The organism is Pseudomonas sp. AK-TSAG1-1 (assembly GCF_056821665.1).
In genome coordinates, this window is the sequence record NZ_CM165965.1 from 1,552,144 (window position 1) to 1,575,919 (window position 23,776).

Annotated in this window: 23 protein-coding genes, 1 tRNA gene and 1 pseudogene; 14 read left to right on the forward strand and 11 right to left on the reverse strand. The window is 56.2% G+C overall.

Going from position 1 to position 23,776, the window contains the following annotated elements:
• Positions 1 to 15: 15 nt before the first annotated feature.
• Positions 16 to 504 (reverse strand): DMT family transporter, encoded by a 489-nt coding sequence (locus AC1UK9_RS07045; protein ID WP_473014720.1) that lies wholly within the window; start codon positions 502 to 504, stop codon positions 16 to 18.
• Between the two features lie 77 nt (positions 505 to 581).
• On the opposite strand from AC1UK9_RS07045, the gene AC1UK9_RS07050 reads away from it, so the two are divergent.
• From AC1UK9_RS07050 to AC1UK9_RS07085, 8 genes are all read left to right on the forward strand, one after another.
• Complete coding sequence (locus tag AC1UK9_RS07050) at positions 582 to 1,493, forward strand: LysR family transcriptional regulator (protein WP_482579757.1); 912 nt, start codon at positions 582 to 584, stop codon at positions 1,491 to 1,493.
• A gap of 23 nt (positions 1,494 to 1,516) precedes the next feature.
• A complete protein-coding gene (locus AC1UK9_RS07055) occupies positions 1,517 to 2,251 on the forward strand; it encodes a PA3715 family protein (protein WP_482579758.1) in 735 nt (244 codons plus the stop codon).
• A 37-nt stretch (positions 2,252 to 2,288) separates the two neighbouring features.
• Positions 2,289 to 3,005, forward strand: a complete 717-nt coding sequence (locus tag AC1UK9_RS07060; RefSeq protein ID WP_473014723.1) for a PA3715 family protein — start codon at positions 2,289 to 2,291, stop codon at positions 3,003 to 3,005.
• Between the two features lie 3 nt (positions 3,006 to 3,008).
• Positions 3,009 to 3,425 carry a fosfomycin resistance glutathione transferase gene (gene fos, locus AC1UK9_RS07065; RefSeq protein ID WP_473014724.1) on the forward strand — a complete coding sequence of 139 codons (417 nt, stop codon included), beginning with the start codon at positions 3,009 to 3,011 and terminating at the stop codon, positions 3,423 to 3,425.
• Between the two features lie 61 nt (positions 3,426 to 3,486).
• The gene (locus tag AC1UK9_RS07070) at positions 3,487 to 4,125 is read left to right on the forward strand and encodes a LysE family translocator (protein WP_482579759.1); all 639 of its coding nucleotides are present in this window, start codon (positions 3,487 to 3,489) and stop codon (positions 4,123 to 4,125) included.
• A gap of 80 nt (positions 4,126 to 4,205) precedes the next feature.
• The gene (locus tag AC1UK9_RS07075) at positions 4,206 to 5,555 is read left to right on the forward strand and encodes a sensor domain-containing protein (protein ID WP_473014725.1); all 1,350 of its coding nucleotides are present in this window, start codon (positions 4,206 to 4,208) and stop codon (positions 5,553 to 5,555) included.
• A 118-nt stretch (positions 5,556 to 5,673) separates the two neighbouring features.
• A complete protein-coding gene (locus AC1UK9_RS07080; RefSeq protein ID WP_003222499.1) occupies positions 5,674 to 5,832 on the forward strand; it encodes a KGG domain-containing protein in 159 nt (52 codons plus the stop codon).
• A 74-nt stretch (positions 5,833 to 5,906) separates the two neighbouring features.
• A complete protein-coding gene (locus tag AC1UK9_RS07085; RefSeq protein WP_025110696.1) occupies positions 5,907 to 6,425 on the forward strand; it encodes a DUF4142 domain-containing protein in 519 nt (172 codons plus the stop codon).
• Between the two features lie 129 nt (positions 6,426 to 6,554).
• On the opposite strand, the gene AC1UK9_RS07090 is transcribed toward AC1UK9_RS07085, so the two are convergent.
• The 3 genes from AC1UK9_RS07090 to AC1UK9_RS07100 all read right to left on the reverse strand — a co-directional run bounded on the left by AC1UK9_RS07090 (position 6,555) and on the right by AC1UK9_RS07100 (position 8,256).
• Positions 6,555 to 6,965 (reverse strand): low affinity iron permease family protein, encoded by a 411-nt coding sequence (locus AC1UK9_RS07090; protein WP_025110695.1) that lies wholly within the window; start codon positions 6,963 to 6,965, stop codon positions 6,555 to 6,557.
• A 120-nt stretch (positions 6,966 to 7,085) separates the two neighbouring features.
• On the reverse strand, positions 7,086 to 7,625 hold the full coding sequence (locus AC1UK9_RS07095) for an AidA/PixA family protein (RefSeq protein ID WP_482580455.1): 540 nt from the start codon (positions 7,623 to 7,625) through the stop codon (positions 7,086 to 7,088).
• A 127-nt stretch (positions 7,626 to 7,752) separates the two neighbouring features.
• Positions 7,753 to 8,256 (reverse strand): inclusion body family protein, encoded by a 504-nt coding sequence (locus tag AC1UK9_RS07100; protein WP_025110693.1) that lies wholly within the window; start codon positions 8,254 to 8,256, stop codon positions 7,753 to 7,755.
• Between the two features lie 374 nt (positions 8,257 to 8,630).
• Between AC1UK9_RS07100 and tam the strand changes: the two genes are divergently transcribed.
• Positions 8,631 to 9,401, forward strand: a complete 771-nt coding sequence (tam, locus tag AC1UK9_RS07105; RefSeq protein ID WP_482579760.1) for a trans-aconitate 2-methyltransferase — start codon at positions 8,631 to 8,633, stop codon at positions 9,399 to 9,401.
• A 138-nt stretch (positions 9,402 to 9,539) separates the two neighbouring features.
• Here the strand turns inward: tam and AC1UK9_RS07110 are convergent, their stop codons facing one another.
• The 7 genes and pseudogenes from AC1UK9_RS07110 to AC1UK9_RS07140 form a co-directional block, all read right to left on the reverse strand.
• On the reverse strand, positions 9,540 to 10,268 hold the full coding sequence (locus tag AC1UK9_RS07110) for a class I SAM-dependent methyltransferase (RefSeq protein ID WP_482579761.1): 729 nt from the start codon (positions 10,266 to 10,268) through the stop codon (positions 9,540 to 9,542).
• Positions 10,269 to 10,474: 206 nt separating this feature from the next.
• Positions 10,475 to 10,608: pseudogene (locus tag AC1UK9_RS07115) on the reverse strand (type II toxin-antitoxin system HicB family antitoxin).
• 178 nt (positions 10,609 to 10,786) lie between these two features.
• Positions 10,787 to 10,860: transfer RNA gene (locus tag AC1UK9_RS07120), tRNA-Gly, on the reverse strand.
• 158 nt (positions 10,861 to 11,018) lie between these two features.
• The gene (locus tag AC1UK9_RS07125) at positions 11,019 to 11,903 is read right to left on the reverse strand and encodes an alpha/beta fold hydrolase (protein ID WP_025110688.1); all 885 of its coding nucleotides are present in this window, start codon (positions 11,901 to 11,903) and stop codon (positions 11,019 to 11,021) included.
• 316 nt (positions 11,904 to 12,219) lie between these two features.
• Positions 12,220 to 12,912 carry a pseudouridine synthase gene (locus AC1UK9_RS07130; protein WP_482579762.1) on the reverse strand — a complete coding sequence of 231 codons (693 nt, stop codon included), beginning with the start codon at positions 12,910 to 12,912 and terminating at the stop codon, positions 12,220 to 12,222.
• A gap of 33 nt (positions 12,913 to 12,945) precedes the next feature.
• Positions 12,946 to 13,176: a cysteine-rich CWC family protein gene (locus AC1UK9_RS07135; RefSeq protein WP_025110686.1), complete on the reverse strand. Its 231-nt coding sequence runs from the start codon at positions 13,174 to 13,176 to the stop codon at positions 12,946 to 12,948.
• On the reverse strand, positions 13,169 to 14,656 hold the full coding sequence (locus AC1UK9_RS07140; protein WP_482579763.1) for a sensor domain-containing diguanylate cyclase: 1,488 nt from the start codon (positions 14,654 to 14,656) through the stop codon (positions 13,169 to 13,171). Before AC1UK9_RS07140 ends, AC1UK9_RS07135 begins: the two co-directional genes overlap by 8 nt.
• Positions 14,657 to 14,996: 340 nt before the next feature.
• Between AC1UK9_RS07140 and AC1UK9_RS07145 the strand changes: the two genes are divergently transcribed.
• From AC1UK9_RS07145 to AC1UK9_RS07165, 5 genes are all read left to right on the forward strand, one after another.
• On the forward strand, positions 14,997 to 15,260 hold the full coding sequence (locus AC1UK9_RS07145) for a hypothetical protein (RefSeq protein WP_482579764.1): 264 nt from the start codon (positions 14,997 to 14,999) through the stop codon (positions 15,258 to 15,260).
• Positions 15,261 to 15,439: 179 nt separating this feature from the next.
• Entirely contained in the window at positions 15,440 to 15,838 is a 399-nt protein-coding gene (locus tag AC1UK9_RS07150; protein ID WP_025110683.1) for a hypothetical protein, read from the forward strand.
• Positions 15,839 to 15,987: 149 nt separating this feature from the next.
• Positions 15,988 to 17,250 (forward strand): glycosyltransferase family 4 protein, encoded by a 1,263-nt coding sequence (locus AC1UK9_RS07155; RefSeq protein WP_473014734.1) that lies wholly within the window; start codon positions 15,988 to 15,990, stop codon positions 17,248 to 17,250.
• Positions 17,251 to 17,286: 36 nt separating this feature from the next.
• On the forward strand, positions 17,287 to 18,147 hold the full coding sequence (locus AC1UK9_RS07160; protein ID WP_482579765.1) for a hypothetical protein: 861 nt from the start codon (positions 17,287 to 17,289) through the stop codon (positions 18,145 to 18,147).
• A 2-nt stretch (positions 18,148 to 18,149) separates the two neighbouring features.
• A complete protein-coding gene (locus AC1UK9_RS07165; protein WP_482579766.1) occupies positions 18,150 to 23,720 on the forward strand; it encodes a calcium-binding protein in 5,571 nt (1,856 codons plus the stop codon).
• The last annotated feature ends 56 nt before the right edge of the window (positions 23,721 to 23,776 follow it).

A 23,776-nucleotide genomic window follows, 5' to 3' on the forward strand; every position in this document is an offset into this window, starting at 1 on the left:
GAATAACTATCTGGATTAACCAACCGCTGCCACATTCCTCTCAAACACCCCGCCGAACTGAATCAACACCACCCCGCCAATCAGCAACAACGCCCCCAACAGCCGCGACACCGTCAGCTGTTTCTCCACCAGCCCAAACAACCCGAAGTGGTCCAGCACCATCGACGCGATCACCTGCCCGGCCAGCGCCAGCGCAACAAACCCCGATGCCCCCAGCTTCGGCAGCAACATCACTGCCAGCGCCACAAAACACACGCCGAATGCACCCCCGGCCCACATCCACAGCGGCGCCTTGCTGATAAAGCCCAGCGACGGCAGCGGCAGGCGCAACGCCAGAATCACCGGCAACAACAGCAACACGCTGACCAGCAGCGACGCCAGCGTGGCCCATAACGGATGCCCCAGCCCCCGCGCCAGATTACTGTTGATCGCGCTCTGGAACGGCACCACCGCCCCGGCAAACGCGGCCAGCAGCAACAGGCCGGCCCACTGCAACGTACTCATGATCACTCTCCAACAGGTTTTGCTGGACTCTAAGGTATTCGTCGCGCAGATTTAAATTCCGTTTTGTCATCCAGAACATGCACAAGATGAATGATCTGCGCCGTATCGATCTGAACCTGCTGGTGATCCTCGACGCCTTGCTCAGCGAGCAACACGTCACCCGCGCCGCCGAGCGGCTGCACCTGAGCCAACCCGCAGTCAGCCATGCCTTGGCGCGTCTGCGCGACTTGCTCGGCGACCCGCTGCTGGTGCGCGCCGGTTCGACCCTGGTGCCCACGGCGCGGGCGCTGGAGCTGGTCGCGCCACTGACCGAAGCGCTGGCCCAGGTGCAGTCGTTGCTGGCGCCCAATACCTTCGATCCGGCCACTGCGCGGCGAACCTTTCGCGTGGCGATGTCAGACTATGGCGCGGCGATCATCCTGCCCGGATTGATCCGCACCCTGCGCCGCGAAGCCCCGGGCATCGACCTGCAAATCAGCCACGCCAGCCGCGAGGGCATGCTGGAAGGTGTGCTCAACGGTGACATCGACGTGGCGGCTGGGGTGTTCCCGGAAATGCCCAACGAATTACGCAGCAGCGTGCTGTTCGAAGAGCGCTACGTCTGCCTGCTGGATCGCCGCAGCTTGCCGGCCGACGGGGTTCTGGATTTACCGACCTACCTGTCGCGCCCGCACGTTCTGCTGGAAATGCGCGGCAGCGGCACTCCGGAAATCGAACGGGCATTGACCTCACTGCGCGAGCGCCGCCGCGTCGCCATCAGCCTGCCGCACTGGAACGTCGCTCCCCAGTTGATCAGCGGTACGGATTTGATTCTCACCGTGTCGTCGCGCAGCGTGCGTGAGATTGATCAGCAGGAATTGATCGTGTTGCCGCCCCCGTTCGAGATCGCGCCGTTCACGTTTGTGCTGGCGTGGCATAGGCGCCGGGGTGCGGATCAGGCGTTGAACTGGTTGAATCGCAGGATTGAGGAGGGGATAGTGCGCGGCTGAAAAAAGTTATCAGGGAGTCGGGTATGACAGTGAAGTCTGGATGGGTTGGGTGTTGGGTCCTGTGTGGGTGGTTGATGGCAGGGCAGGCGTCCGCCGAGTGCTTGCCGCCAGCGGTGGCAGGGCAGTGGGATTTTTCTGTCTGCAAGGAATGGCCTGTCGTTCCGGCGCTGACGATCAATGCGATAGCAAAGTTTGAACCAGACCCGGTGTACGCCCATGGCGATAGGGTTGGCTCTTACGATCTGGATTTATCCGTGTCGTCAGTCGACAACTTGACCCAGCTCGCGACATATCATCAACCGTCCGCGTTCCAGTCTGACGCCTTCGCGCTGGAGAGCTTGGAACTGGACACTGCGCGCTACAAGCTGACTTCTGACATTCGTGCCTTTGGCGTACGGGCCATTTTCAAAAACTCCTCACGCGTCAATCCCTTGGATGAAACCCAGTTGTCGCTCTATGTGAAAGAAGGCGGCAAGCTGCGTCCGGTACTGGATCGGATGCTGGTTTACCGCTTTGGCGGCGAATGGGATGGCAACTGCGCGGGGGAACGTGCGACCACAATCAGCACTATCGAAGTAGGTAAAACCAGCTCCCACGGATTTGCCGACCTGATCGTGAAATCGGTCACCACCGGCGTGAGTGGCGAGGGGCCGCCGGACAATTGCGAAATGAAAACCACGAACCGTAAACCCGTGCTGACCACTCTGCACTACGACGGAAAATCCTACGTTTTGCCTAACGGTTTCCAAGGTCTGTAACCGGCTTGCTTAAAACGACACTTATCAAGGAAGAACCATGCTCAACCCCTCCAGACTCCTGATCACCCTCGGTTTCCTGGCCATCACCACCCACGCCCAGGCCGCCTGCACCACCAAGAGTTTCGACGGTAAATCCATGTCGCGCTGCAACGTCTGGCCGGCGTTCCCGAGTCAGGCGATTTCGGTCAAATCCACCTACCTGGCCGATTCCGGCGGCGACGATGCCGGGGCGTTCGATCTGGACCTGGCGCTCCTCAATGCCAGCAACGCCAAACCCATCGCCACCTACCATAAGCCGGGCGCCTACAACTCGGATGCCGTGCGTCTTGACGATGTGCGCATCGATACGGCGCGCTACCGCCTGACGCCGGATATCCGCGCGTTTGGGCTGCGAGCGAAATTCGTGCACAGTTCTCATGCCATTCCCTACGAGAAAACCGATCTGGCGCTGTATGTGCGCGAGGGTGATAGCTTGCGCCCGGTGCTTGAGGGCCTGGTGGTCTTCAAGGACAACGGTGAGTTCGTGAATAACTGCGAGGGCTACAGCAAAAAAATCCGCCGGACGCTCGAGATCGCTCCATCAAGCCACAATGGCTTCGCCGATCTGATCGTCACCACCAGCGGCAGCAAAATGAAAAACACCCAGTCCGCAGGGCAGTGCGTTTCGAACACCACCGAGCTGAAGAAAAAACAGATCACCCTGACTTACGATGGCCAGCAGTACATCGTTCCTGAAGACCTCAGAGGTTACTGACCCATGCTCACCGGCCTCAACCACCTGACCCTCGCCGTCAGCGACTTGCCCCGCAGCCTGGCGTTCTACCGCGAGGTGCTGAATCTGCGCGTCGAGGCCTCGTGGGACACCGGTGCCTATCTGTCGTTGCCGGGGCTGTGGTTGTGCCTGTCGCTGGACGCGCAGCGCGCTGGCGAGCCATCCGTCGACTACACCCATTACGCATTCAGCCTTGATCAGGCGGATTTCCTGCCGTTCGTGCAAAAGCTGAAAACGGTCAACGTGCGGGAATGGCGCGACAACCGCAGCGAAGGTGCGTCGTTCTACTTCCTGGACCCGGACGGGCACAAGCTCGAAGCCCACGTTGGCGGTCTGGCATCGCGACTGGCCGCGTGTCGGTTGAAACCGTACGCCGGCATGCGTTTTTACGACGAGTCGTGAACAGACACATTGGCCTGATATAGACTGGCCACCACGTGTACTGGCGCCTTGCAGGTTTTCCATGACTCCATCGTTGCTTATGGCCGTTCTGGCCTCGGGTTTTATCTATGGCATCACGCCGGGGCCGGGCGTGCTGGCGGTGTTCGGCATCGGCGCGGCGCACGGGCGGCGGGCCGGGGCAGGTTTTCTCTGTGGGCACCTGCTCGGTGATGTGGTCTGGTGCAGTACCGCGTTGATTGCGATTGTCGGCGCCCGGGAAATCGGCAGCACCGCGTTTGATGTGCTCGGCGTGCTCAGCGGTTTGTACCTGTTCTGGCTCGGCTGGCGTGCAGTGCTGGCCAAACGGCGCAGCGATGATCAGCCCCAGGGCGCGGCGCGTCAGCCGTTCTGGCACGGCATCCTGTTCGGCCTGACCAATCCCAAGGCTTACCCGGTGGCGGTCGCGACGTTTACCGCGCTGCTGTCGAGCCGCGCCGAACTGCTCAACTGGTCGATGCTGCCAGCGCTGATCGCCTTGAGCTTTTTCGGCGGTTTGCTGGCCTACGCTATTCTGATTGGCGTTGTCGGTGCCCGGCGGGTGCGCACGCTGTATCAACGTCATGAACTGATGATCACCCGTCTCTGTGGTGTGATGTTCATCGGTTTTGCGATCAATGCGCTGGTGCATGCGCTGCCGGGATTGCTGCCGAACAAGGCTTGACGCCGGAAGCATGGATGCACGATCAAAAGGGTCAGGGATGGTGGATCATTGCTGCATTGCCCGGACACCCACGCTGAACCATGGAAAGCCGAAATTCCGCGCCGCTGGCGAGTTATATGGACCTGTTGCTGGACGCCGTCTGTGCAGTGGACAAGCAGGGCCGTTTCGTTTTTGTCAGCGCCGCCTGCGAGCGCATTTTTGGTTACACGCCAGACGAGTTGATCGGCCAGCCGATGATCGAGCTGGTGCACCCGGCCGACCGTCAGCGCACCCTTGCAGCGGCCCACGACATCATGGGCGGCGAACCCAAGCACAACTTTGAAAACCGCTACGTGCGCAAGGACGGCCGCATCGCGCATATTCTGTGGTCGGCGCGTTGGTCAGAGGTCGATCAACTGCGTATCGCCGTGGCCCGCGACATCACCGAGCGCAAGCAGGCCGAATCGCGACAGGCGGCGTTGTATGCGATTTCCGAAGCGGCGCACGTCGCCGAAGACCTGCTGGCGCTGTTCAAGCGTATTCACCTGATCATCGGCGAGTGGTTGCCGGCGCTGAACTTCTCCGTGGCGCTGTACGACGAACACTGCGCGCAGCTGAATTTTCCTTATCACGTCGACGATCACGAATTGCAACCCGAGCAACCGGGCACTGTCACCGGACGCCTGTGTGCGGAAGTCATCCGCAGCGGCCAGCCGATTCTGCTGACACCTGATAGCCCCGATTCACCGCCCGATTTCGCCGCACTGGTGGCCGGGCAGGACTCACCGTGCTGGCTCGGCGTGCCGCTGAACTCGAAAAACGGCACCATCGGCGCGCTGATCGTCAAAAGCCTGCCGGGTGGTGAGCGTTACACCGAACAGGACAAGGAACTGCTGCAATACGTCTGCGCCCAGGTCGCCACCGCCATCGAACGCCAGCAGTTGCACGCGCGGTTGCGGCGCATGGCGCAGTACGATCAGTTGACTCAGTTGCCCAATCGCGAACTGCTGAAAGACCGGCTCAAGGCTGCGCTGGCTGGCGCCCGCGAGGTCTCGGGCAACATGGCGCTGCTGTACGTCGATCTGGATCGCTTCAAGCAGGTCAACGACACTTTCGGGCACGCGGTCGGCGACATGTTGTTGCAAACGGTGGCGAATCGGCTCAAGGGCTGCGTGCGCGATACCGATACCGTGGCGCGTATTGGTGGCGACGAATTCGTCGTGCTGTTGCACAGCGTGCAAGCGGCCGAAGATGCCGACAGCGTGGCCGCAAAGATCCGACAGGTGCTGGTCCAGCCGATGCGCCTGGACGGCCACAACCTGCACATCGAGCCAAGTATCGGCGTGGCCCGCTATCCCGAGCATGGCAGCGAGGAACAGCAACTGTTTCGGCATGCGGACCAAGCGATGTACGCCGCCAAACGCCTCAATCATCGGACGGTGGACATCTGAAACATGCCGCGCCGTTCGTCGCGGCGCGGGCAACTTTTCTAAACCTTTATCGGTCTGGCAATTCTCAATCTAGGCGGGCACCTGCTCGCCAACGATCAACACCAAGAGGAAGAGAATCATGCCTAATTCAAGAAACTCGAACTCGGGAAACTTTGCCAACGATCGAACGAAGGCGTCTGAAGCCGGTCGCAAAGGTGGGAAAACCACCACCACGACGGTCGACAAAGAGCCTGCGAAAACTGAAATGGGCCGCAAGCCTGCTCAGAAGTCGAAGTAGTCGGTGAGGTCGTTTTGATTGAGAGGCGGGGGCGCAAGCTCCCGCTTGAATTTGAAGAGAAGGAGGGCGCGACCATGAGCCGGATGGCCACCCAGGTACGTCGTTTCAGTTTTGTCACGTTGTTGGGACTGTTCGCCAGCAGTGCGTTCGCCAGCGGCGCCGCTGCCCAGTCGCCTGCCGATTTCATCAACGATGCTTCGGCCAAAGGCATGGCCGACATCGAAGCCAGTCGTCTGGCCCATCAGAAGTCCGAATCCAAAGAGGTCAAGGACTACACCATCGTGGTCATCAATGACCGCACCACGGCCAACCAGCATCTGGCGAAGATTGCGAAAAAACTCGACCTGCCGATCGCTCCCCGTGAAGAAATCGCCGACAAGGCCAAAACCATGATCCCTCAGGTCAAGGACGGTGAAACCTTCGATCAGGCCTACGCCGCGAGTCAGGTGAAAGCCACTGAAGAAGCCATCCAGCAGATTCAGGAGGAGGCGCAAACCACCGACGTGCCGGAGATCAAGGCATTTGCCGACGAGACCCTGCCGAAGCTGCAAAACCATCTGGAAATGGCCCGGGCGCTGCAGGCCAGCCGCTGATCAGGGTTTGATTTCCTGTGGCGAGGCAGCTTGCTCGCGCCGGGCTGCGCAGTTGGCCTTCTCATAGCCGCTTCGCGACCCCGCGGGAGCACGCTCCCTCGCCCCATTTACGGCATGCCTGCCCCGTGACTAGCAGTCATTCAGATCCTGCTTCGGTTTGCTCTTTTCCCCCAACCCGTCGAGGTTGAACACCTCGCTTTCGCCCAGGCTGCGGTAATGCTTGCGTAGCGCCTCCAGCTGCTTGAGGTCCAGCGATTCCAGCCCGAGCATCGCGTTCTGCGCTTCCTTGTTCACACGCAACAACTCATCGAGCTTCAGGTGCAGGATGTCGGTGTCGCGGTTTTGTGTGTTCTGGATCAGAAACACCATCAGAAACGTGATGATCGTGGTCGAGGTGTTGATGATCAGTTGCCAAGTGTCGTTGAAATGGAAAAACGGCCCACTCAGTCCCCAGAGAAAAATCAGGACCAACGCCCCCATGAAGGTTTTCGGGCTACCGGCCCACAGTGCCAAGGTCTGGGAAATCTTCGCGAATTTCATTGCCGTGTTCCTTATTGGGATTGCCTGAAGTTCAGACAGTGACGGCGTAGCGAAAATTCTGTTTATTGCAGGCGTGCCCCTGAAAAGCCGGTCTTGCGACCGGCTTCGACAGGCATACGCTCAGGACGTCAGTTCAACTCCAACCTGCCACTGAAAGTATCCCGCCACTTCACACTGCTGGTTGACCAGCATGAACCCCAATTCGCACTGGGTGGTGCCGGGTGCTTTAGGGGTGCATGTCCAGAAGTGGTCGTCCGCTTTGCGACTGCCTGGCACGGACGGAGATTCAGGGTTGGGCGCAGGGACGGTGAGGCCGGTGTGTACTTCCAGTTGGGGAGCGGTAAGAACGCTGCTGTTATCGGCGGTCATGCGGTAGGCAACCACGCTGTGCTCGGCGATCAGGCTGACGCTTCTTGCACGAAAATGGATGTCACGGCCCATCTCTACAATGACTTTGGCAGCACTGTCATTTGTAACTATTTCTTTTGATTTGCTGCTTGCGGTGAAAAAGATCAGTCCATCGGGAATTTTCGTCGGGTTCGCCGGGTCCTGGCTGGGTGTCGGATAGCGCGAAAGCAGTGATTCGGCATCGACGATCAGCAATACATTCTGTGCGGTGGTGACGGCAGATGAAGGGGACGGGATCGGTTCGGAAGTCATCATGGATTCCTTTCATGACGTCGCTACAAACTGGCGGCCGCTTCGGTCAAGGCAGACATCCTGTTCCGGCCGGGGCGGCGGCATCGGATCGGTGGAGCCCCTCGTTGCCAAGGGGCCCGGTACATCGTCAGTTGTGAATGGAAATGAACGGATCCCACGAGCAGCAGCCGATGATCTGGCAGTTGCGATCGACGATCAGGAAGTGGAAGTGATAGGTCACACGGCCACAATCCAGGGTCTCGGATGACCAGTAATGGTTATCGACTTTCTGGCAGCTTGGCACGGACGGATTGCTGGTGTTCGGCACAGCAACGCAGGCGCTGGCCTTGCGCGGCGAGGGTGGGGAGATCAGGTCGGCCCCGGCGTTACCGATGAATTTGTAGAAAATCACCGCCTGTTCGAAACTCTGCGACAGGCTGGTTTCACGCCAGCGGATCAGGTCGCCGACCTGCGCCTTGAGGTCCAGTTCGCCACCGGCCTGGCCACTGACGACGTTATCCTGATTGGTGACCATGTACACATGATGCCAGTCGATCAGCGTGGGATTCTTCGGATCCTTGCTGATGTTTGGATACTTTTTCAAAATGGTTTCAGTGTCGATGGAAACCAGGATATCCGTAACTCGAGACATGGTGAGGCTCCTTTTTCATAGTGAACGTCGGACTGCAATCCAGGCACGACGATGCTTGCTTGCCGTACGGCTTTTGCGAGCACACTACTGGGGGAACCCACCGGTCACGAGAGATGAGCAGGCCGTGCTCCTTGCACGAAACTGGATGTAATCGGGTTCCTTCCGATTGCCGCAAATTGACTATAGGTAGGATTCTTTAGCTGTCAAAAACGCTTGTGTTTGGCTCGACGGACGGTCGAAAAATGCATAGGGGTCGACGAATTGGCGATAAGCAGGGCGTCGGCGGACACCGTTTGCAATGAGTCGCTCTGGAACAGCTCACCGGGCTGCCTGTATCGTGACGAACCGCTGGAATGTCCCGACAGGAGAACGCAATGAGTTGGTCCGCCAAACAATACGTCGCTTTCGAAGATGAACGCACCCGCCCGGCCCGCGATCTGCTGGCGGCGATTCCCACGGTCCAGGCCCGATCGGTGGTCGATATCGGTTGTGGCCCGGGTAACTCCACCGAGCTGTTGGTGCAGCGTTTTGAACAGGCTCGGGTCAGCGGCCTGGACAGCTCGCCGGACATGATTGATGCGGCGCGCAAGCGCTTGCCGCAGTTACAGTTCGAGGTGGCCGAGATCGACCGTTGGGCTGATGCCGGTCCGTTCGATGTGATCTTCGCCAACGCCGTGCTGCAGTGGCTGCCGGATCACGCGACGCTGTTGCCGGCACTGGCCGATAAACTGTCCCCGGGCGGCAGCCTGGCGATCCAGATGCCGGACAATCTCAACGAGCCTTCCCATCGGCTGATGCGCGAAGTCGCCGCCAACGGCCCATGGGCCGCCAAACTGGCTGGCGCCGCCGGGCAGCGCACCGAGATGGCGAGTGCCAGCGATTATTTCTCGATGTTGCGTCCGCACTGTTCGCGGGTCGATGTGTGGCGCACTACCTATCACCATCAATTGGCGGGTGGCGCGGCGGGCGTGGTGGAATGGTTCAAGGGCAGTGGCTTGATTCCGTTTCTGAACCCGCTGACCGAAGACGAGCGGGCGCAATATCTGCAGCAGTATCTGGCGGCGGTTGCCGAGGCGTATCCAGCGTTGTCTGATGGTTCGGTGCTGTTGCCGTTTCCACGGCTGTTCATCGTCGCGACTCGCTGAGGCTTGACTTTAATTACCCCCCCACCCAAAGGGAGATGTGCAAGCTTTTCAAATCCTGAGTTCGACTCGAACTTCCACGTCGGCGCAGCTCCCCGAAAACAACCCGGTCAGTCCCCTCACCCTCTGGGAGAGGGGCTTTCAGCGTTGCACCGCCACCAACATCATCATCGGCCGTTCCCGCTCTTCAGCCAGCGCCGGTTGTGCTGCCACTTCAGCATCGCTCGGCCCCCATTCGTTGACGTGGCGAATAGTGAACCCAGCCTCAATCAGTGAATTCAACAGCGTGCCAATCGTGCGGTGCTGCTTGATCACTCCCTCGGCCAGCCAGTGAGTCACCCGCTCGCCCTCCAGCTGATAACTGTCCAGCGGCCAGCGCTTGTGGCCGTCGCTGTCTATCAGCCAACCCGGCGTGCGCGGGGCCATGAAGATCGGATGCTCAATGGAAAACACAAAGTGCGAACCGGGTTTCAGCGCCGCGTACAGATGAGTGAACAGTCCGGGCAAATCCTTGATGTAGTGCAGCGCCAGCGAGCTGTAGGCCATATCGAAACTGCGGGCCGGCAAGTCGAGATGCTCAAGGTCGGCGCGCTCGTAGCGAATGTTCGCAGCGGTGGTGGTGTCGCGCGCGCGTTCGAGCATCTTTTCCGAGACATCCAGCCCCAGCACATTGGCGGCGCCATGTTCACTGGCCCAGCGGCAGAACCAGCCATACCCGCAGCCGAGGTCGACCACATTCAAGTCGTCCATCGAGGGCAGCAGCGCCTTGAGCGCCGGCCACTCCGGCGCGGCATCAAGACCGCCGATGGAGCGGTTCATCTGGCTGTAACCGTGGAAAAATTCGGGGTCGTCGTAAATGTTTTGCGTCATGGAGAAGTACTCTTTTGAGTTCAGTCAGCAGCAGCATAGTGGCCGCGCCATGGAGTCCCTCGAAAGTGAAAACGCGTATTCGTCGATGGCCGCGCAGGGGAGGGTGGTGGGAGATGGGCAAATGCTAGCGGACAGCCGGTTTTGCATTCAACCTTCCTGCAGACCTTCAACGCCGCCGGCGCCATAAACCCCGAATGGCTCTTCTCTTACGGGTGATGAAGCACGTATTCATCAATGCGGTTGAGCAGATAGCCGGGCAGCGTCGCGACGGCATCATCAAGACGGCATCATCAAGATCATCGCCGGCGGAAAAACAGCCGGGAATATCCGGTACTTCCACCCTTTGTGTTGCTCGATGGCAAGAGTCAGTCCAGGCACGGGCGTGGAGTTGAGATGATGGGGGGGCAGGCCTTTACGAGCCAATGTGAGTAAATCCCAGACACAAAAAAACCGACCATCAAGGCCGGTTTTTTGTGTCTGCATCTCCCGTCATAAGCACAACGTGAGACCCAATTGAGTGGAGCGGGTAGAGGGAATCGAACCCTCAACTAAAGCTTGGGAAGCTTTCGTTTTGCCACTAAACTATACCCGCTCAGAGCGGCTGACTTTGTACCAGAGTCGGGCGCGGATTTGAAGTTTTTCTTTTGCTCGCAGCGCGTTACAGCGAGGAAAACGGTCATTCGCGGGCGAATCTGCAGGGTAATCGATGCTGGTTTTCAGCCCCGGAGACTCGCTCGCGACGACACTTTTTCAAATGGCCAGTGCATGGTGATCCTGAACGAACGAGTAACGCGTTCGACTCGGCTGCCGAGACGGTTTCAGGAAACCGAGCAGGGCGTTCTGGCTATCGCGGCACGCGGCCTTGTGTTCCATGTCGAGGAAGTGCCCGGTGGCCTGCAACGTGGTGAAAGTACTGTGCGCTACATGGTTGCCGAATATCCGTGCGTCTTCGGCGGCGGTGTATTCATCCCATTCGCCGTTGAGGAACAGCACCGGCACATTGATCTTCTTCGCCGCATTCAAATAGCACTGGCGATCGCTGTGCAGTACGTCACTGATGTGGAAGTGCATCTGCCCGTATTCGTGCTCGGCCAGGCTGCTGACGTGACGATAATTGAAGCGCTTGAACAGTGACGGCAGGTGTTTGCCGATGGTGTTGTTGACCAGGTGCCCGACGCGGTCGCCATCGCGCTGGCCGAGGTAATCGACACCGCGCTCCAGGTAATCAAGCATGTGCGCGTTGATCACCGGCGAGAACGAGCTGATCACGGCTTTTTCGATGCGCCGTGGCTGCTGGGCGAGGGCTACCAGGGTGGCCGCGCCGCCCCAGGAAAACGACAGCACGTGTTCGGCGCCGAAGTGGTCGATCAGCTCCAGGAGGATCTGCCCTTCGACTTCCTTCGTCAGATGTTTCTCGTGGCGGTTGTGGACTTTTGACCTGCCCGCGTAGGGTTGGTCGTAGCAAACCACGTTGAATTGCGGGTGCAGGTTTTTCACAGTCTGTGCAAACGACGCAGTCGTGGCCATCGAGCCGTTGACCAGGATGATGGTCTTCTCTGCGGCGTCTGCGCGATAGAACTCCGTGTAAACCCGATACTGACCCTGTATATCCAGCACAGCGATTTCTGGCCTCATGTCATAAGACTCCTGGCAAGCAAGCGGGTATGCGCGCAAATAGAGATTGCACGAGCTTTGTGACAGGTAGGCATACGCCTGGAATTTGCTTGGCCCATGTCGATCCATGACTGCGGTCGACGGGTGTTGTTATTGGCGGGCAGTCTGCCGGCTGAGGCGAAGCCCAAGGGGCTTGCGACCGGCAAAAAGTTTCTTGGATGTATGGTGTGACTAATCGGTCACAATTTGGCCGACGTCCTGATTCAAGCAGTGGGGAAGGGATCGCGCAAGTGCCGTTGGTAAATTGTTCGACAACTTCTGCTGAGCGGTCGCCGGCTTAGAACAAATGGATCTCTTCGGTGCGCAAAGCGCGGTACTCGCCCGGTTTTAGCGCGTCATCGAGCTGCAGCGGCCCCATCGACTCACGGTGCAGGTGCAGCACTTTATTGTTGAAGTGGCCGAACATGCGCTTCACCTGATGGTAACGGCCCTCGACGATGCTCAGGCGCGCCGCCCTTGGCGCGAGCACTTCAAGTTGCGCCGGTTGCGTGGTCAGGTCTTCGAAGGCGAAGTAGATGCCTTCGGCAAACGTGATCGCATATTGCGCCCCGATCTCCTGTTCGGTCTCGACGTAATAGACCTTCGGCAGTTTGGTCTGCGGTTGGGTCAGGCGTCGCGACCAGGTGCCATCGTTGGTGATCAGCATCAGCCCGGTGGTGTTGAAGTCCAGGCGACCGGCAATATGCAGGTCGTACTTGTCCGGTTCATCGATCAGGTCGAGCACGGTCGGATGCTGCGGATCCCGTGTGGCGCTGACGCACCCCGGCGGCTTGTGCAACATGAAGTAGCGCGCCGGTTTGCCGAGCTGCAGGATTTCTTCGTCGACTTCGACGCGGCTGAATTCCAGCACTTCGCTGTGCGGGTCGCTGACGATTTTTCCGTCGATCCGCACGCGCTTTTCTACCAGCAACAGGCGAACCTGCTGACGGTTGTAGCGGGGCAGGTTGCTGAGGAAACGGTCGACGCGCATGGTCAGGTATCGATGAAAGTCGGGGCGCGCATCTTACGGGATCGGCCGCGCTGCTGCTTGCAGTTGCGCTTCGACCTGAGCACAGCGCGGGCACAGGCAGGATTTGTCGCGCAGTGCCGCAGGCAGCGCTTCGAGCACTGCCGGATCGATGCTCACGCCATAACACCAGCAGGCTCGGTCGGCGGTTCGCGGGTCGGCCAGGCTGCAGTCATTGCGGGCGCCGCAGGCGGGGCAGAGGTCGGGTTTAGCGTCGGTGTCAGGCATAAGTCGAGTGAGGCATTTCCACGCAAGTACGGTTACGGCCAGTTTGCTTGGCCCGGTACATCGCATGATCGGCCCGGGACAGCAGGGTGTGCAAGGTGTCATCTGCTTGCAGGGTGGTGGCACCGATGCTCACGGTCAGACTCAGGCTGTGGCCATCGTAGGCATATTCGTGTTGTTCGACGTGCTGACGGATCTTCTCGGCAATCTTCTGACCGGTGTCGCCGTCGGTGTCCTTCAGCAACACGATAAATTCCTCACCGCCCCAACGGCAGACTATGTCGGAGTGGCGCAGGCAGCTTTGCAGATCCCGGGCGAAACCGATCAGCACCTGATCACCGGCCATGTGTCCGTAGGTATCGTTCAAAGTCTTGAAGTGATCCAGGTCGATTAACAGCGCAGTCAACGGTTTTGGTTCGCGTTGCGCTTCGTGCAGGGCTTGTGCGGCGAGCAGGTCGAAACCACGGCGGTTGGGCAATTCGGTGAGGCTGTCGAGGGTGGCCTGCGCCTGGATCTTGCGTTGGTAACGGCGGATCACGCGGTTGAGCAGGGCCAGCACGCCCAGCGTCACCAACAGGCAGATCAGCAGGTTCAGGTACAGCGACTGACGAATGTCACTGAGCGCACCGTCTTCGCGCTTGTCGACGAACAGGTACCAGTTCAACTCCGGAATAAACCGCACGTTGAGGAAATGCCCCTGACCGTGAGCGGAATATTCGTAGCTGCCGCTGTGCGGTTTGGGTAACTGACTGACCAGACCCTTCATGCTCTCGAGTTCGCCGAGGCTCTGACCGATCGGCGCGCCTTGCGGCCCGCCCTCGGCACCGGTCAATACCAACCGGCCGAAGGTGTCGACGAAGTACACGCTGCGTTGATAGCGTTGTTGGTATTTGTCGATCAGCTTGATCACCGCGTCCACCGTCAGGCCCACGCCGGCGGCGCCAATGAAGCGGTTGTTGTAGTCGTAGACCTTGTAGTTGATGAAGAACGTCAGGTTGTCCTTGTTGGCGAGGTCCGGGTCGACGTTGATCTCGTACGGGTCTTTCATGTCTCGCACGCGAAAGTACCAGGCATCGCGCGGCTCATCGATCTTCACCTGCTTGAGCACACCCTTGGCGTGGTAGTAAGTGTGGCTGCTGTTGGACACGAAGAACGCGGTGTAGGCGCCGTAGTGGGTCATGACCTCATCGAGGTAACGGGTCATCTGCAGCGGATCTTTTTCACCGTTTACCACCCAGTCACGCATGAAGGTGTCGCGCGACATCATCGAGGAAATCAGGATCGGTCTGACGAGGTCTTTCTGGATTTCCGAGTAGACCGTGTCGGACGTCAGCGGCAGTTCGGTGTTGATGATGCTGTCGCGGATCGACGCCCGTGAGGCGTAATAGCTGAGCAACGAAGTGGCCAGGAAGCCGGCGCCGAGCAGGGCGACCAGTGTCAGAACCAGCGAGCGTTGCGTGTACAGCGCAGATCTGTGCGGCATGGGCGATTCCGTAGGCAGATAAGCCGATGGCAGCATTCTAGTGGCACTGCCGGGAAATAACTGCTCCATGCGCGGCGCGAATGGTCGTTCCTGTATTTCTGGACATCCCACAGGCCGACTGTGGGAGCGGGCTTGCTCGCGATTGCGGAGGGTCAGTTAACATTGATGTGACAGGAATACCGCTTTCGCGAGCAAGCCCGCTTCCACAGGGGATTTTTGGTCTGATTGACACCGCTGATCTGAAGCCTGCGCGAGCCCGGCACTTGCCCCAACCCAGACAGTCAAAACTTGTGTCGGCTGCGCTGTCTTGCTGCGGCCGTGGGTCTTTCAGGAGGCCGTCATGAGTATTTCAAAACGGTTGCGTCGCGTGCTGCTGGGCGCCGTGCTCGGTCGGGGCTTGTCCGGTTGTTATTACTACGCCGGTCCTTACGACGCTTATCCCGCCACTTATTACTATCCCGGCTACTACTCGCCTTACTACTACAGCGGCTATTACGGGCCGCGTTACTACGGCGGCGCCCGCTATTACTACGGTGGCTACGGCTATCGCGGCGGCTACGGGCGCGGATATCACGGCGGCGGATATCACGGTGGGCACCACTGATCACCGGCTGAATGACAGCGTTTTCCAAATGAACAGGATTTCATGAATCACTTGTTTCAACTTGTTGCTGAAACGCACCAGATTCGGAAAACGCTGTCAGATAATTCGTCAGTCACCGAATAAACGACTGATGCCTGCCAGCGTCGCTGGTGCGGCTACCCGCGGTCCAGGAGGCCGCCATGTATCGACGAATTCTTCTACTTGCTGCGATGATGTTTTCCGTTGCCGGTTGCGCTCCATATTCCTACGCAGACAGTTATTACAGTTCGCAGGTCTACACCTCACCCGCACCGGCCTACTACAACACTGGCGGCACTTACTACAGCGGTGGCAGCACCTATTACTCGGCCCCGCGCTATTACCAGGCGGCCCCGCGTTACTATCAACCGGCTCCGCGTTACTACTCGGCGCCGCGTTACTACCAGCCAGCGCCGCGCTACTACGAGAGCCGTCGTTGGCACGACAATGACCGTGGGCGCTGGGACGGCCACCGCGGTGGTGGTTGGGACCGCGACCGGGGCGGGCGTGATCATCACGGTAATCGGGGTGACCATGGCGGCCGAGGCGGTCGCTGGTAATCATCCGCAAACAAAAAAGCGGCGCATTGAGCGCCGCTTTTTTTGTGCCTGCGGAAAATGGTGTGGCTTGCTCCATCTCCTAGGACGTTCTCGGAAGCCTCCTACAGTTTTATTTCTGAATGTTTGTTAGCGTTTGTATACGCCCATTGATGTTGGAAGACTTCAATTTTTGGAGCTGCACAAACACGGATGTTTTTTCAGGTATGAATTTACTTATTGTTCATCAGAATTTTCCCGGCCAGTTTCGCCATGTTGCAATGGAGGCGCTGCGGAGACGTTTCAACGTGCTTGCAATTGGGCGTGATACAGCTCCGGGTATGGTTGGGGTGAAATTGCTTCATTATCATTCTTTAATAAAAGGGTTTAATGATGGGCATGCCTATTTACGTTCATATGAAACGGCTGTGTTGGATGGGCAAAGTGTTTTTTGGTTGTTGAAGCAACTCAAGCAAGAAGGCTATCGACCCGATATTATCCTTGCTCATCCCGGGTGGGGTGAAACGCTATTCGCCAAAGACGTATACCCGGACGTGCCGCTGATTCACTTCTGTGAATATTATTATCGAGCGCAGGGTGCGGACTCTGATTTTGATCCTGAATTTCCAAATGCGCCGGACGCTTCGTCAAGACTCAGAGTATTGAACTCAATGCATCTCTTGAATCTTGATCAGTGTGATATTGGAATTGCGCCTACGCGATGGCAACGTGATCTTTTTCCGAAAATTTATCAGTCTAAAATTCGTGTCATTCATGAGGGCGTTATTCAAGCATCCCATGATGAGACGGTTGAGTCTGTAAGACTACCCAGTGGGTGTGTGATTAAGGCGTGCCAGCCAATAGTGACGTACGTTGCGAGAAACCTCGAACCCTATCGTGGGTTCCATATTTTTATGAGATCCATTTCCTGTATTCAGGCTGAGTGTCCAGCCTCACAAATAGTTATCGTTGGCGGAGATGAAGTCAGCTATGGGCGTGGGCCTGTTGGGTATAAGAGTTGGCGAGAACGGATGTTGTCGGAGGTGAGTTGCGATGTTTCCAATGTGCATTTCACAGGGAAACTACCTTACCAGAAATATAGAGCTGTTCTGAACGTTTCAACAGTGCACGTTTACTTGACGTATCCGTTCGTTTTGTCGTGGTCCTTGTTGGAGGCTATGGCGTCTGGCTGTGTGGTAGTCGCTTCTGATACAGCTCCGGTGAAGGAAGTTGTTGTTCACGGACGTAATGGGGTTCTTGCCGACTTTTTCCAGATTGAATCAATAGCGGCCAGCGTATGCAGAGTTCTAAGTTGTCCGAGTGATTTTGAGCATGTCAGAAAAGCTGCACGGCTAACGGCAAGTAGCTTTGATGTCAGTGCTGGCCTGAAGGGGTACTTTCAGGTGTTTGAAGATGCGATGGCTGGTCGGTTCTAACTAGAGTTTTTCGTCATTTAAAAATGGAGATTTGAAATGCTTAAGATTTCTCGCAAGGAAGCCTTTAGGCGGTGTAAATCATTACTTAAATATGGTCTGGTTTTTTTGGTGTGCTATTGGGTGGTGGATTTTTATATTGAATGGGAGGCGGCGGCAGAGCGCAGGGCGATTTATCAAAAGGAACAAGGGGGCTGCAGTAAAAAACTGGCGGGTATGGAGCAGGTTCCTATCCGGGGCGGGAGCTTGCTTGATCGGACTCGGATACCCGGTTTTTATTTCGGATCGACTTTGAAGAGTGACGGGTCATGTATTGCCGATGTTCTTGAGGGTTCGTTTTGGTGGACGGGAACCGAACTTCGTACGGAGTATGAGTTGAGCGGGATAGAAAAGCCTTCCAATTGGGGGTATTTCCAGGTTGCTGCCAGACTCTACACCCGGAAGGAGCGCGCTGAGCCGCATACGATGGGTGGACGGCATGTTGATTGGCCGGATGATTTGATTGTGAAACTTAAAAAATATCCGGGGTTAGAGCTTTGGCTTGACGCTTCTCCACCTAGTTCAAAAAATGATTTTCTCATTACAACATTCGTTATGCATAACTGGCGGCGACATGACGGAACACCTCGGACGATAAGTTGTGATGGTTTGAATTATCCTGGTGACAGGGTTAAAGCAGCGGGTTTGGGTAGGCAAGACTTGTTGAAGCTTAATAAAGAGCAATTAGAGAATTTGGATTTTGGCGAGTTGCAGACCCGCTGCACGGTCGAACTCTACAGTTTTGATTTCTCAGGTGGGGATGGACGCGTCAGCTTAAGTACTCGTTCGTTGCGTGGCGCTCCTGAAGCACTAAAATTTGTCAGCGAATATCTGTCACGTTCCATAATTACAGGGAAGTAACTATGAGCTATATTTATGATGGTTTAGAAAGAGCATTAATTTTGAAGGTCGCGAACTCTTGTGCTGGAATGCGGTTTACCCAGCGTGATGAGAAGTTTATAGCTTTGGCGGAAGAAGGGAGAAGCTGCGCTTCCTTTTATCAGTATTTATCTGATGTTATTGGCGAAAAGATTTCCGGTAATGTTGCTTTTGACAGCGATGTAATAAATATTTTTAAGAGTGCCAAACTTTGGCTCGATGTTGCGATTGACGCCAACGGCGGGCAAGGTGCTTACTCTGCATTGATTCGCGCCTACACCCTGCGGCAGGGCGAGCTTAGACTAGATAAAAGATTTACTGAAGCAAGGATGCAAGAGTCCTCTAATCAGGTTGCTGTAAACTTTATGAACACGCTGCTGTACGGTTCAGCTAAAGACGATCTGGCTCCTTGGACCGTACCTTCAATCAGTCAGATAGCCGCCATTGATGCGAGCGCCATTGGAAAAGTCTTATTTCATGATGAAAATGGCGAAGACGATACCGCTACAAGCCGTAACGCCGGTTGGTCAGGAACAATCGGGTTCAGCCTGTTAGGTGGCAAACCCCCATATGAAACCTGGAGATTAATTTCCGCAGGCGACCCCAGCTCAGAAATAAAAGGCAGTCATGAACTGGCTAAAGTTAATAGGTTCGATGATTTCAAGAATATTCTATTTGCCATCGATTCATACAGTGTCGGCCTTCGCGCAGCGATCAATAACTTTGGTCTCAATGTGCTTGAGAGCGTGTTTTCGGTAGTGCCTGAGCAAATAAAAATTGCAATGGCCAGTGGGAACACTAATCCATTAATTCAGTACGTGGTGAAAGGCACACCTGTTTCGCCCATCGTTGATCTGATATTGCGATATGGCGTAAATGCTTTTTTTGACATGTTCAGGCGAACATACGACGGCGGCTTTAATGCCGCGCCCACCACCGAGGAAACGCTCGCGACCAACGCGTACGCATTTTTCTCAGCGTTTACACCGACTCAATCCCAAAGCATCGTTACCAAGACCATTGGAGAGTACGGCAGCGTCACCGCGTGGACAAAGCAAGCCAGCCAAGCAACGCCAATCGGCCAAGCATTACGAAACTCGCTTAAACAGCTAAGTGAAATAGTCATAGAGCGAGATGACGGGTTCCCCGGTCGCGAGCTGGAGCTTTATGACCCCATCACTGGCGAAGGTTTTATTACCGAACAGTGGATTTCTGATCGCGCAGAAATGTTGGCCCGGTTGATTTCCAGAACCCATGGCTCATTCGGAAAAAACACACTACAGAAGTTTTCCTTAACCGATCTCGCCTCGGGGAAACAGGCACCCATGACGACTGGCGTATCTAACCCGTTGGTGATGTTCGGTGATGACGGAGGGCGATCTTTCGGTGGCACGACAAATGCCGATCATCTATATGGCGGCGCAGGCAATGATTCGATCAATGGACTGGCGGGTAACGACGTTATCGAAGGTGCTCGCGGCAACGACTCGTTAAGCGGTGGCGACGGCAATGACGCGCTATACGGGATGGGGGGTGATGATGTTTTGAACGGCGGCAGGGGCAATGATTCTCTGACGGGTGGCCATGGGAATGACCGGTACGAGTTTGCCAGCGGTGACGGAATCGATGAGATTTTCGATTCAAATGCTGATGGGCAGTTGTTGATAAACGGCCTTCCGATTCCCGCCCTTAAACGCAGCGCGCCTATAAGCAATACGTGGTTTACGGAAGATCAAGCCATAACGTTGACGCTCATCGAAGAACTTGTTGAGAGCACGCTGAACATCAAATACGGCCGGAGCGATCTGATTGTCGTAAAGCACTACAGGCCCGGGATGTTGGGCATAGTGCTCCCGGATTACGAAGCACAATCCTGTTCTGCCGCCGATTTGGTTGTTCAAGGTGACTGGAAAGCGAAAGATAGCGATCCGGATGTGCCGGGTGATCAGCCTTCTTATGATGACTTGGGCAATGCAGTGCTATTGCCCAAGGTAAAACACCGGAACAAGTCTGACGTACTTTACGGATCGCCCAAGAATGACGTCATTCTTGGGCTCGGTGGTTCTGATCGAATATTCGGCAAAGCTGGAAGCGACCTCTTATTTGGGGACAAACAGACGACCCTGGAAAAAGCGATGGCTGATATTGCTAAAGGGAAAACAAACCGTGGTGACTGGTTAGATGGAGGAGAGGGTGAAGATCTTCTTGTCGGTACCGCTTCCCAAGATGTGCTGCTCGGTGGGAACGGGCGAGACACGTTGGTTGGAGGAGCAGGTGACGACATGTTATCCGGTGATGAAGCGACTGGAGCGTTGGAGCAGGGTTGGAGTTTCAAGCAGATCGACGTTCCCATAGCAGGCAGTGTCACCAGTCACCGTGCCGTGTTTTCCAAGGCCTCGTTGAGCAATCCATCGGAGGGAGATGATGACGTACTGTACGGCCAGGGCGGAAGAGACTTTATCAAGGGTGGCTGGGGCGCGGATCTTATTGACGGCGGAACTGAGGATGATCATCTATACGGCGGAGAAGGCAGCGACACCTTAGTTGGCGGAAGCGGCAACGACACATTACTGGGAGACAATCTTGATTGGGGTGGAGGACTGCAAAGCAAACACCACGGCAACGATCTGCTGGAGGGGGGCAGTGGCGATGATGCTCTTGCCGGGAACGGTGGCAGTGACGTGCTGTATGGCGGTCCCGGCAACGATGTCCTGAAGGGTGATGACGAGGTATTGGACGGTGTAGCGGGTGACGCGGCCGATTTCTTCGGACGTGATTTTCTGGATGGTGGTCCAGGAGACGACACACTCTGGGGCGGTGGTGCTGATGATTTGCTGTTGGGTGGCGCTGGTAACGACGAGTTGGTTGGCGATTACCACGACCATCCGATTCGTTACCACGGTGATGATCTGCTCGATGGCGGTTGGGGGGACGATACGCTTCGTGGATTAGGCGGCTGTGACACATTGATAGGCGGCCCAGGGGCCGATGCTCTTGATGGCGACGAGCCAAACCTGCAGTCCGGTGGAACCAACGATGACTACGTTGGAGGTGATGCAGGAAACGATACGCTTTGGGGTGGTTTAGGCGCCGACACGCTTCTGGGCGGTGCTGGCGATGACTTGATATCTGGCGACTACGAGCAAACGCCTGAGGCCGAACATGGCGCAGATTATATGGACGGTGGTTCAGGCAACGATACGTTGCTTGGTGGCGGTGGGGACGACACATTATTCGGCGGTGAGGGTGCGGATTTTCTACGCGGTGATTCAGGAAATAATGTGTTCGATGGCGGAGCCGGCAATGATCACCTGGAGGCCCTGGGCGGGGATGACATTTACTATTTCGGAGCCGGTGACGGGCTTGATGTTATCGCCGACGCCGGTGGCAATAATGTCATGAAATTTGGAACCGGGTTTTCTGCGGAGAACCTGAAAGCTGAAATTCTTGAGATTGAAATAGGCCCGGTATTGCGATTGTCGAACGGAGCAGGTGACGCCATTCTGATCAAAAATCAGGAGAAGTGGCAGGGCTCAACTTTCAGTTTCAGTAATGGCGCAGTCCTGAGTTACCAGGATGTCATCAAGAAGACACTTGTTCCGGTAGTGGTGATCGTCCCGACAGTCACGGAGGGGGTGGTGAACCAAGGGGAGATAGGCGGCACAAGTGAATCCAGAGACTTGGCAGGTACGTCGGTTCAGGCAGCCATTGATGTTGCCAGTGAAGGGAATGGTGCGAAAGTTGATAGTGGCGTTTCTGGGACTGGAAGATTCCTTGCAGACATTCAAGGGAAACGTTCGGCACGCAGGCGGGCGGCGGGTTTTACTCTAAATGATCACGGCGTCTGGGTCAGAAGTCACATAGTAAGCACTGCTGCGGGTTACATCGCTGATACTGACTTGATTGAAGAGAGTATCGAGAACGGAGCCTTGTCTGATACGCCACAATGGATGGGCTCGGTATCTGGCCGTGCCGTGTATAGCGATAGGCAGACAAGCTCTACATCCCAGAGCACTTTTAGACATGTAAAGGCAGAAGGAGCAATCTCTTCATCTGTTAATAAACCATATTATTATCGGTCTGGTTCTGGCAGCGGATTTTCGTTTAAAGCGGGAGATGTAATCGTAGAGGATAGAAAGGAGTCAGGCGCGATTGAGGGTTGGTACATCTATTCGGCAGGAAGCTTCGGCTCTGGTGAAACTGTCCGTAAAGAGTTTCGCCAGAATGTTATGACTGAAACGGTCAAGCATAAAACTGTCCAGGGTGATGATGCCGGCGGGCGAGTAAACCTCGAAGTCGGGAATGTATTTCACGGTGGTACGGGCAATGACCTGATAGTCACTTATGCACGCTCGTTGCTTGATTATGGATCAGTGAATGACCGGTTCCCCGGTGCTGTTCTGTCGGCTGGCGCAGGCAACGATACGTTGCTGGGATCCGAAGGCGCTGATTATTTAATCAGTGGTTCAGGGGTTGATTGGCTTTACGGTGAAAATGGCGCTGATACCTACATTGTGCAAGCGCATGCTGGAGCGACAACTATTATCGCGGATGTTCTGAGTCCTGTTTTTCACCGCCCTGAGGTGGGTGTTACCGGATGGAGGGATGAGTATGGGTTGGTCGATGAAGATACCGTCATTCTTCCTGATGACGCGCAGCGGGAGGCGCTGCAATTAAGTTGGGGGGCGACGTTGATCGAAGCAGTAAATATTGAGCTGGCACCTGATCCGCCGCGCGATGCCTCTCGCCATCCGCCTCGGGCACAGATGCTGTATTCGACCCTCGATATCAAATGGGGTGACTCCCAGCAGGTTCGCATTGTTTTACCGGGTGCAGGCGATTTTGGTGGATCTGGTATCGAGTTGATAAGGTTTGCTGATGGTTCAAGCGTCAGTTTGAAGCATCTATTGGAAACAAGTCAGTTGGGTCCTGCCCCGGATACTCATCATCAAGGCGTACTCATTACTGGCACGGCACGCGCCCAATCGTTTAGAGAGAGTCAAGCGCTCCCGCTCGTGGGCGGTAATGGTAATGACACTCTGAGTGGCGCGGGAGAAATACGCGGAATGCAGGGTGATGATTTAATTACTGGCGATGCCGATGATGACGTGCTGGTGGGTGGTGCAGGAAATGACACGCTATCCGGCAGTGCTGGCAATGATATTTATAAATATGATGGGCTCGGGAGAGATTTGATTGTTAATGCCGGTGGCGGCATTGATGGTGTCGACTTTTCAGCGTTCGGACTGTCTATTCATCAGATCAAATTTCACCGTGAACGAGATGATCTGGTCATTGTTGTGAATTACGGCGTGGCTCCAAAGATCCGGGTGTCCAACCACTTTCTGGGCGGTGATGCTGCTATCAGTTTCATCAGGGTCACAAGAGAAGATAAATCTACTCAAGACTATTCTGCGGACCAATTCGTTGAGTTGCTGCATCCGCTTCCACCGCTGAGGGACGTAGAGGATATTCTGAAAAAAAATGATGCGGAAGCGCTGCAGGCAACGGTGGAAATCATCAATTTTTACCAGTTGAATCCCGAGTTGCGATAACGCCAGTCAGGTTGCCCGCGATAGGGGCCAGAGGCCGCCATCGCAGGAACATGGAA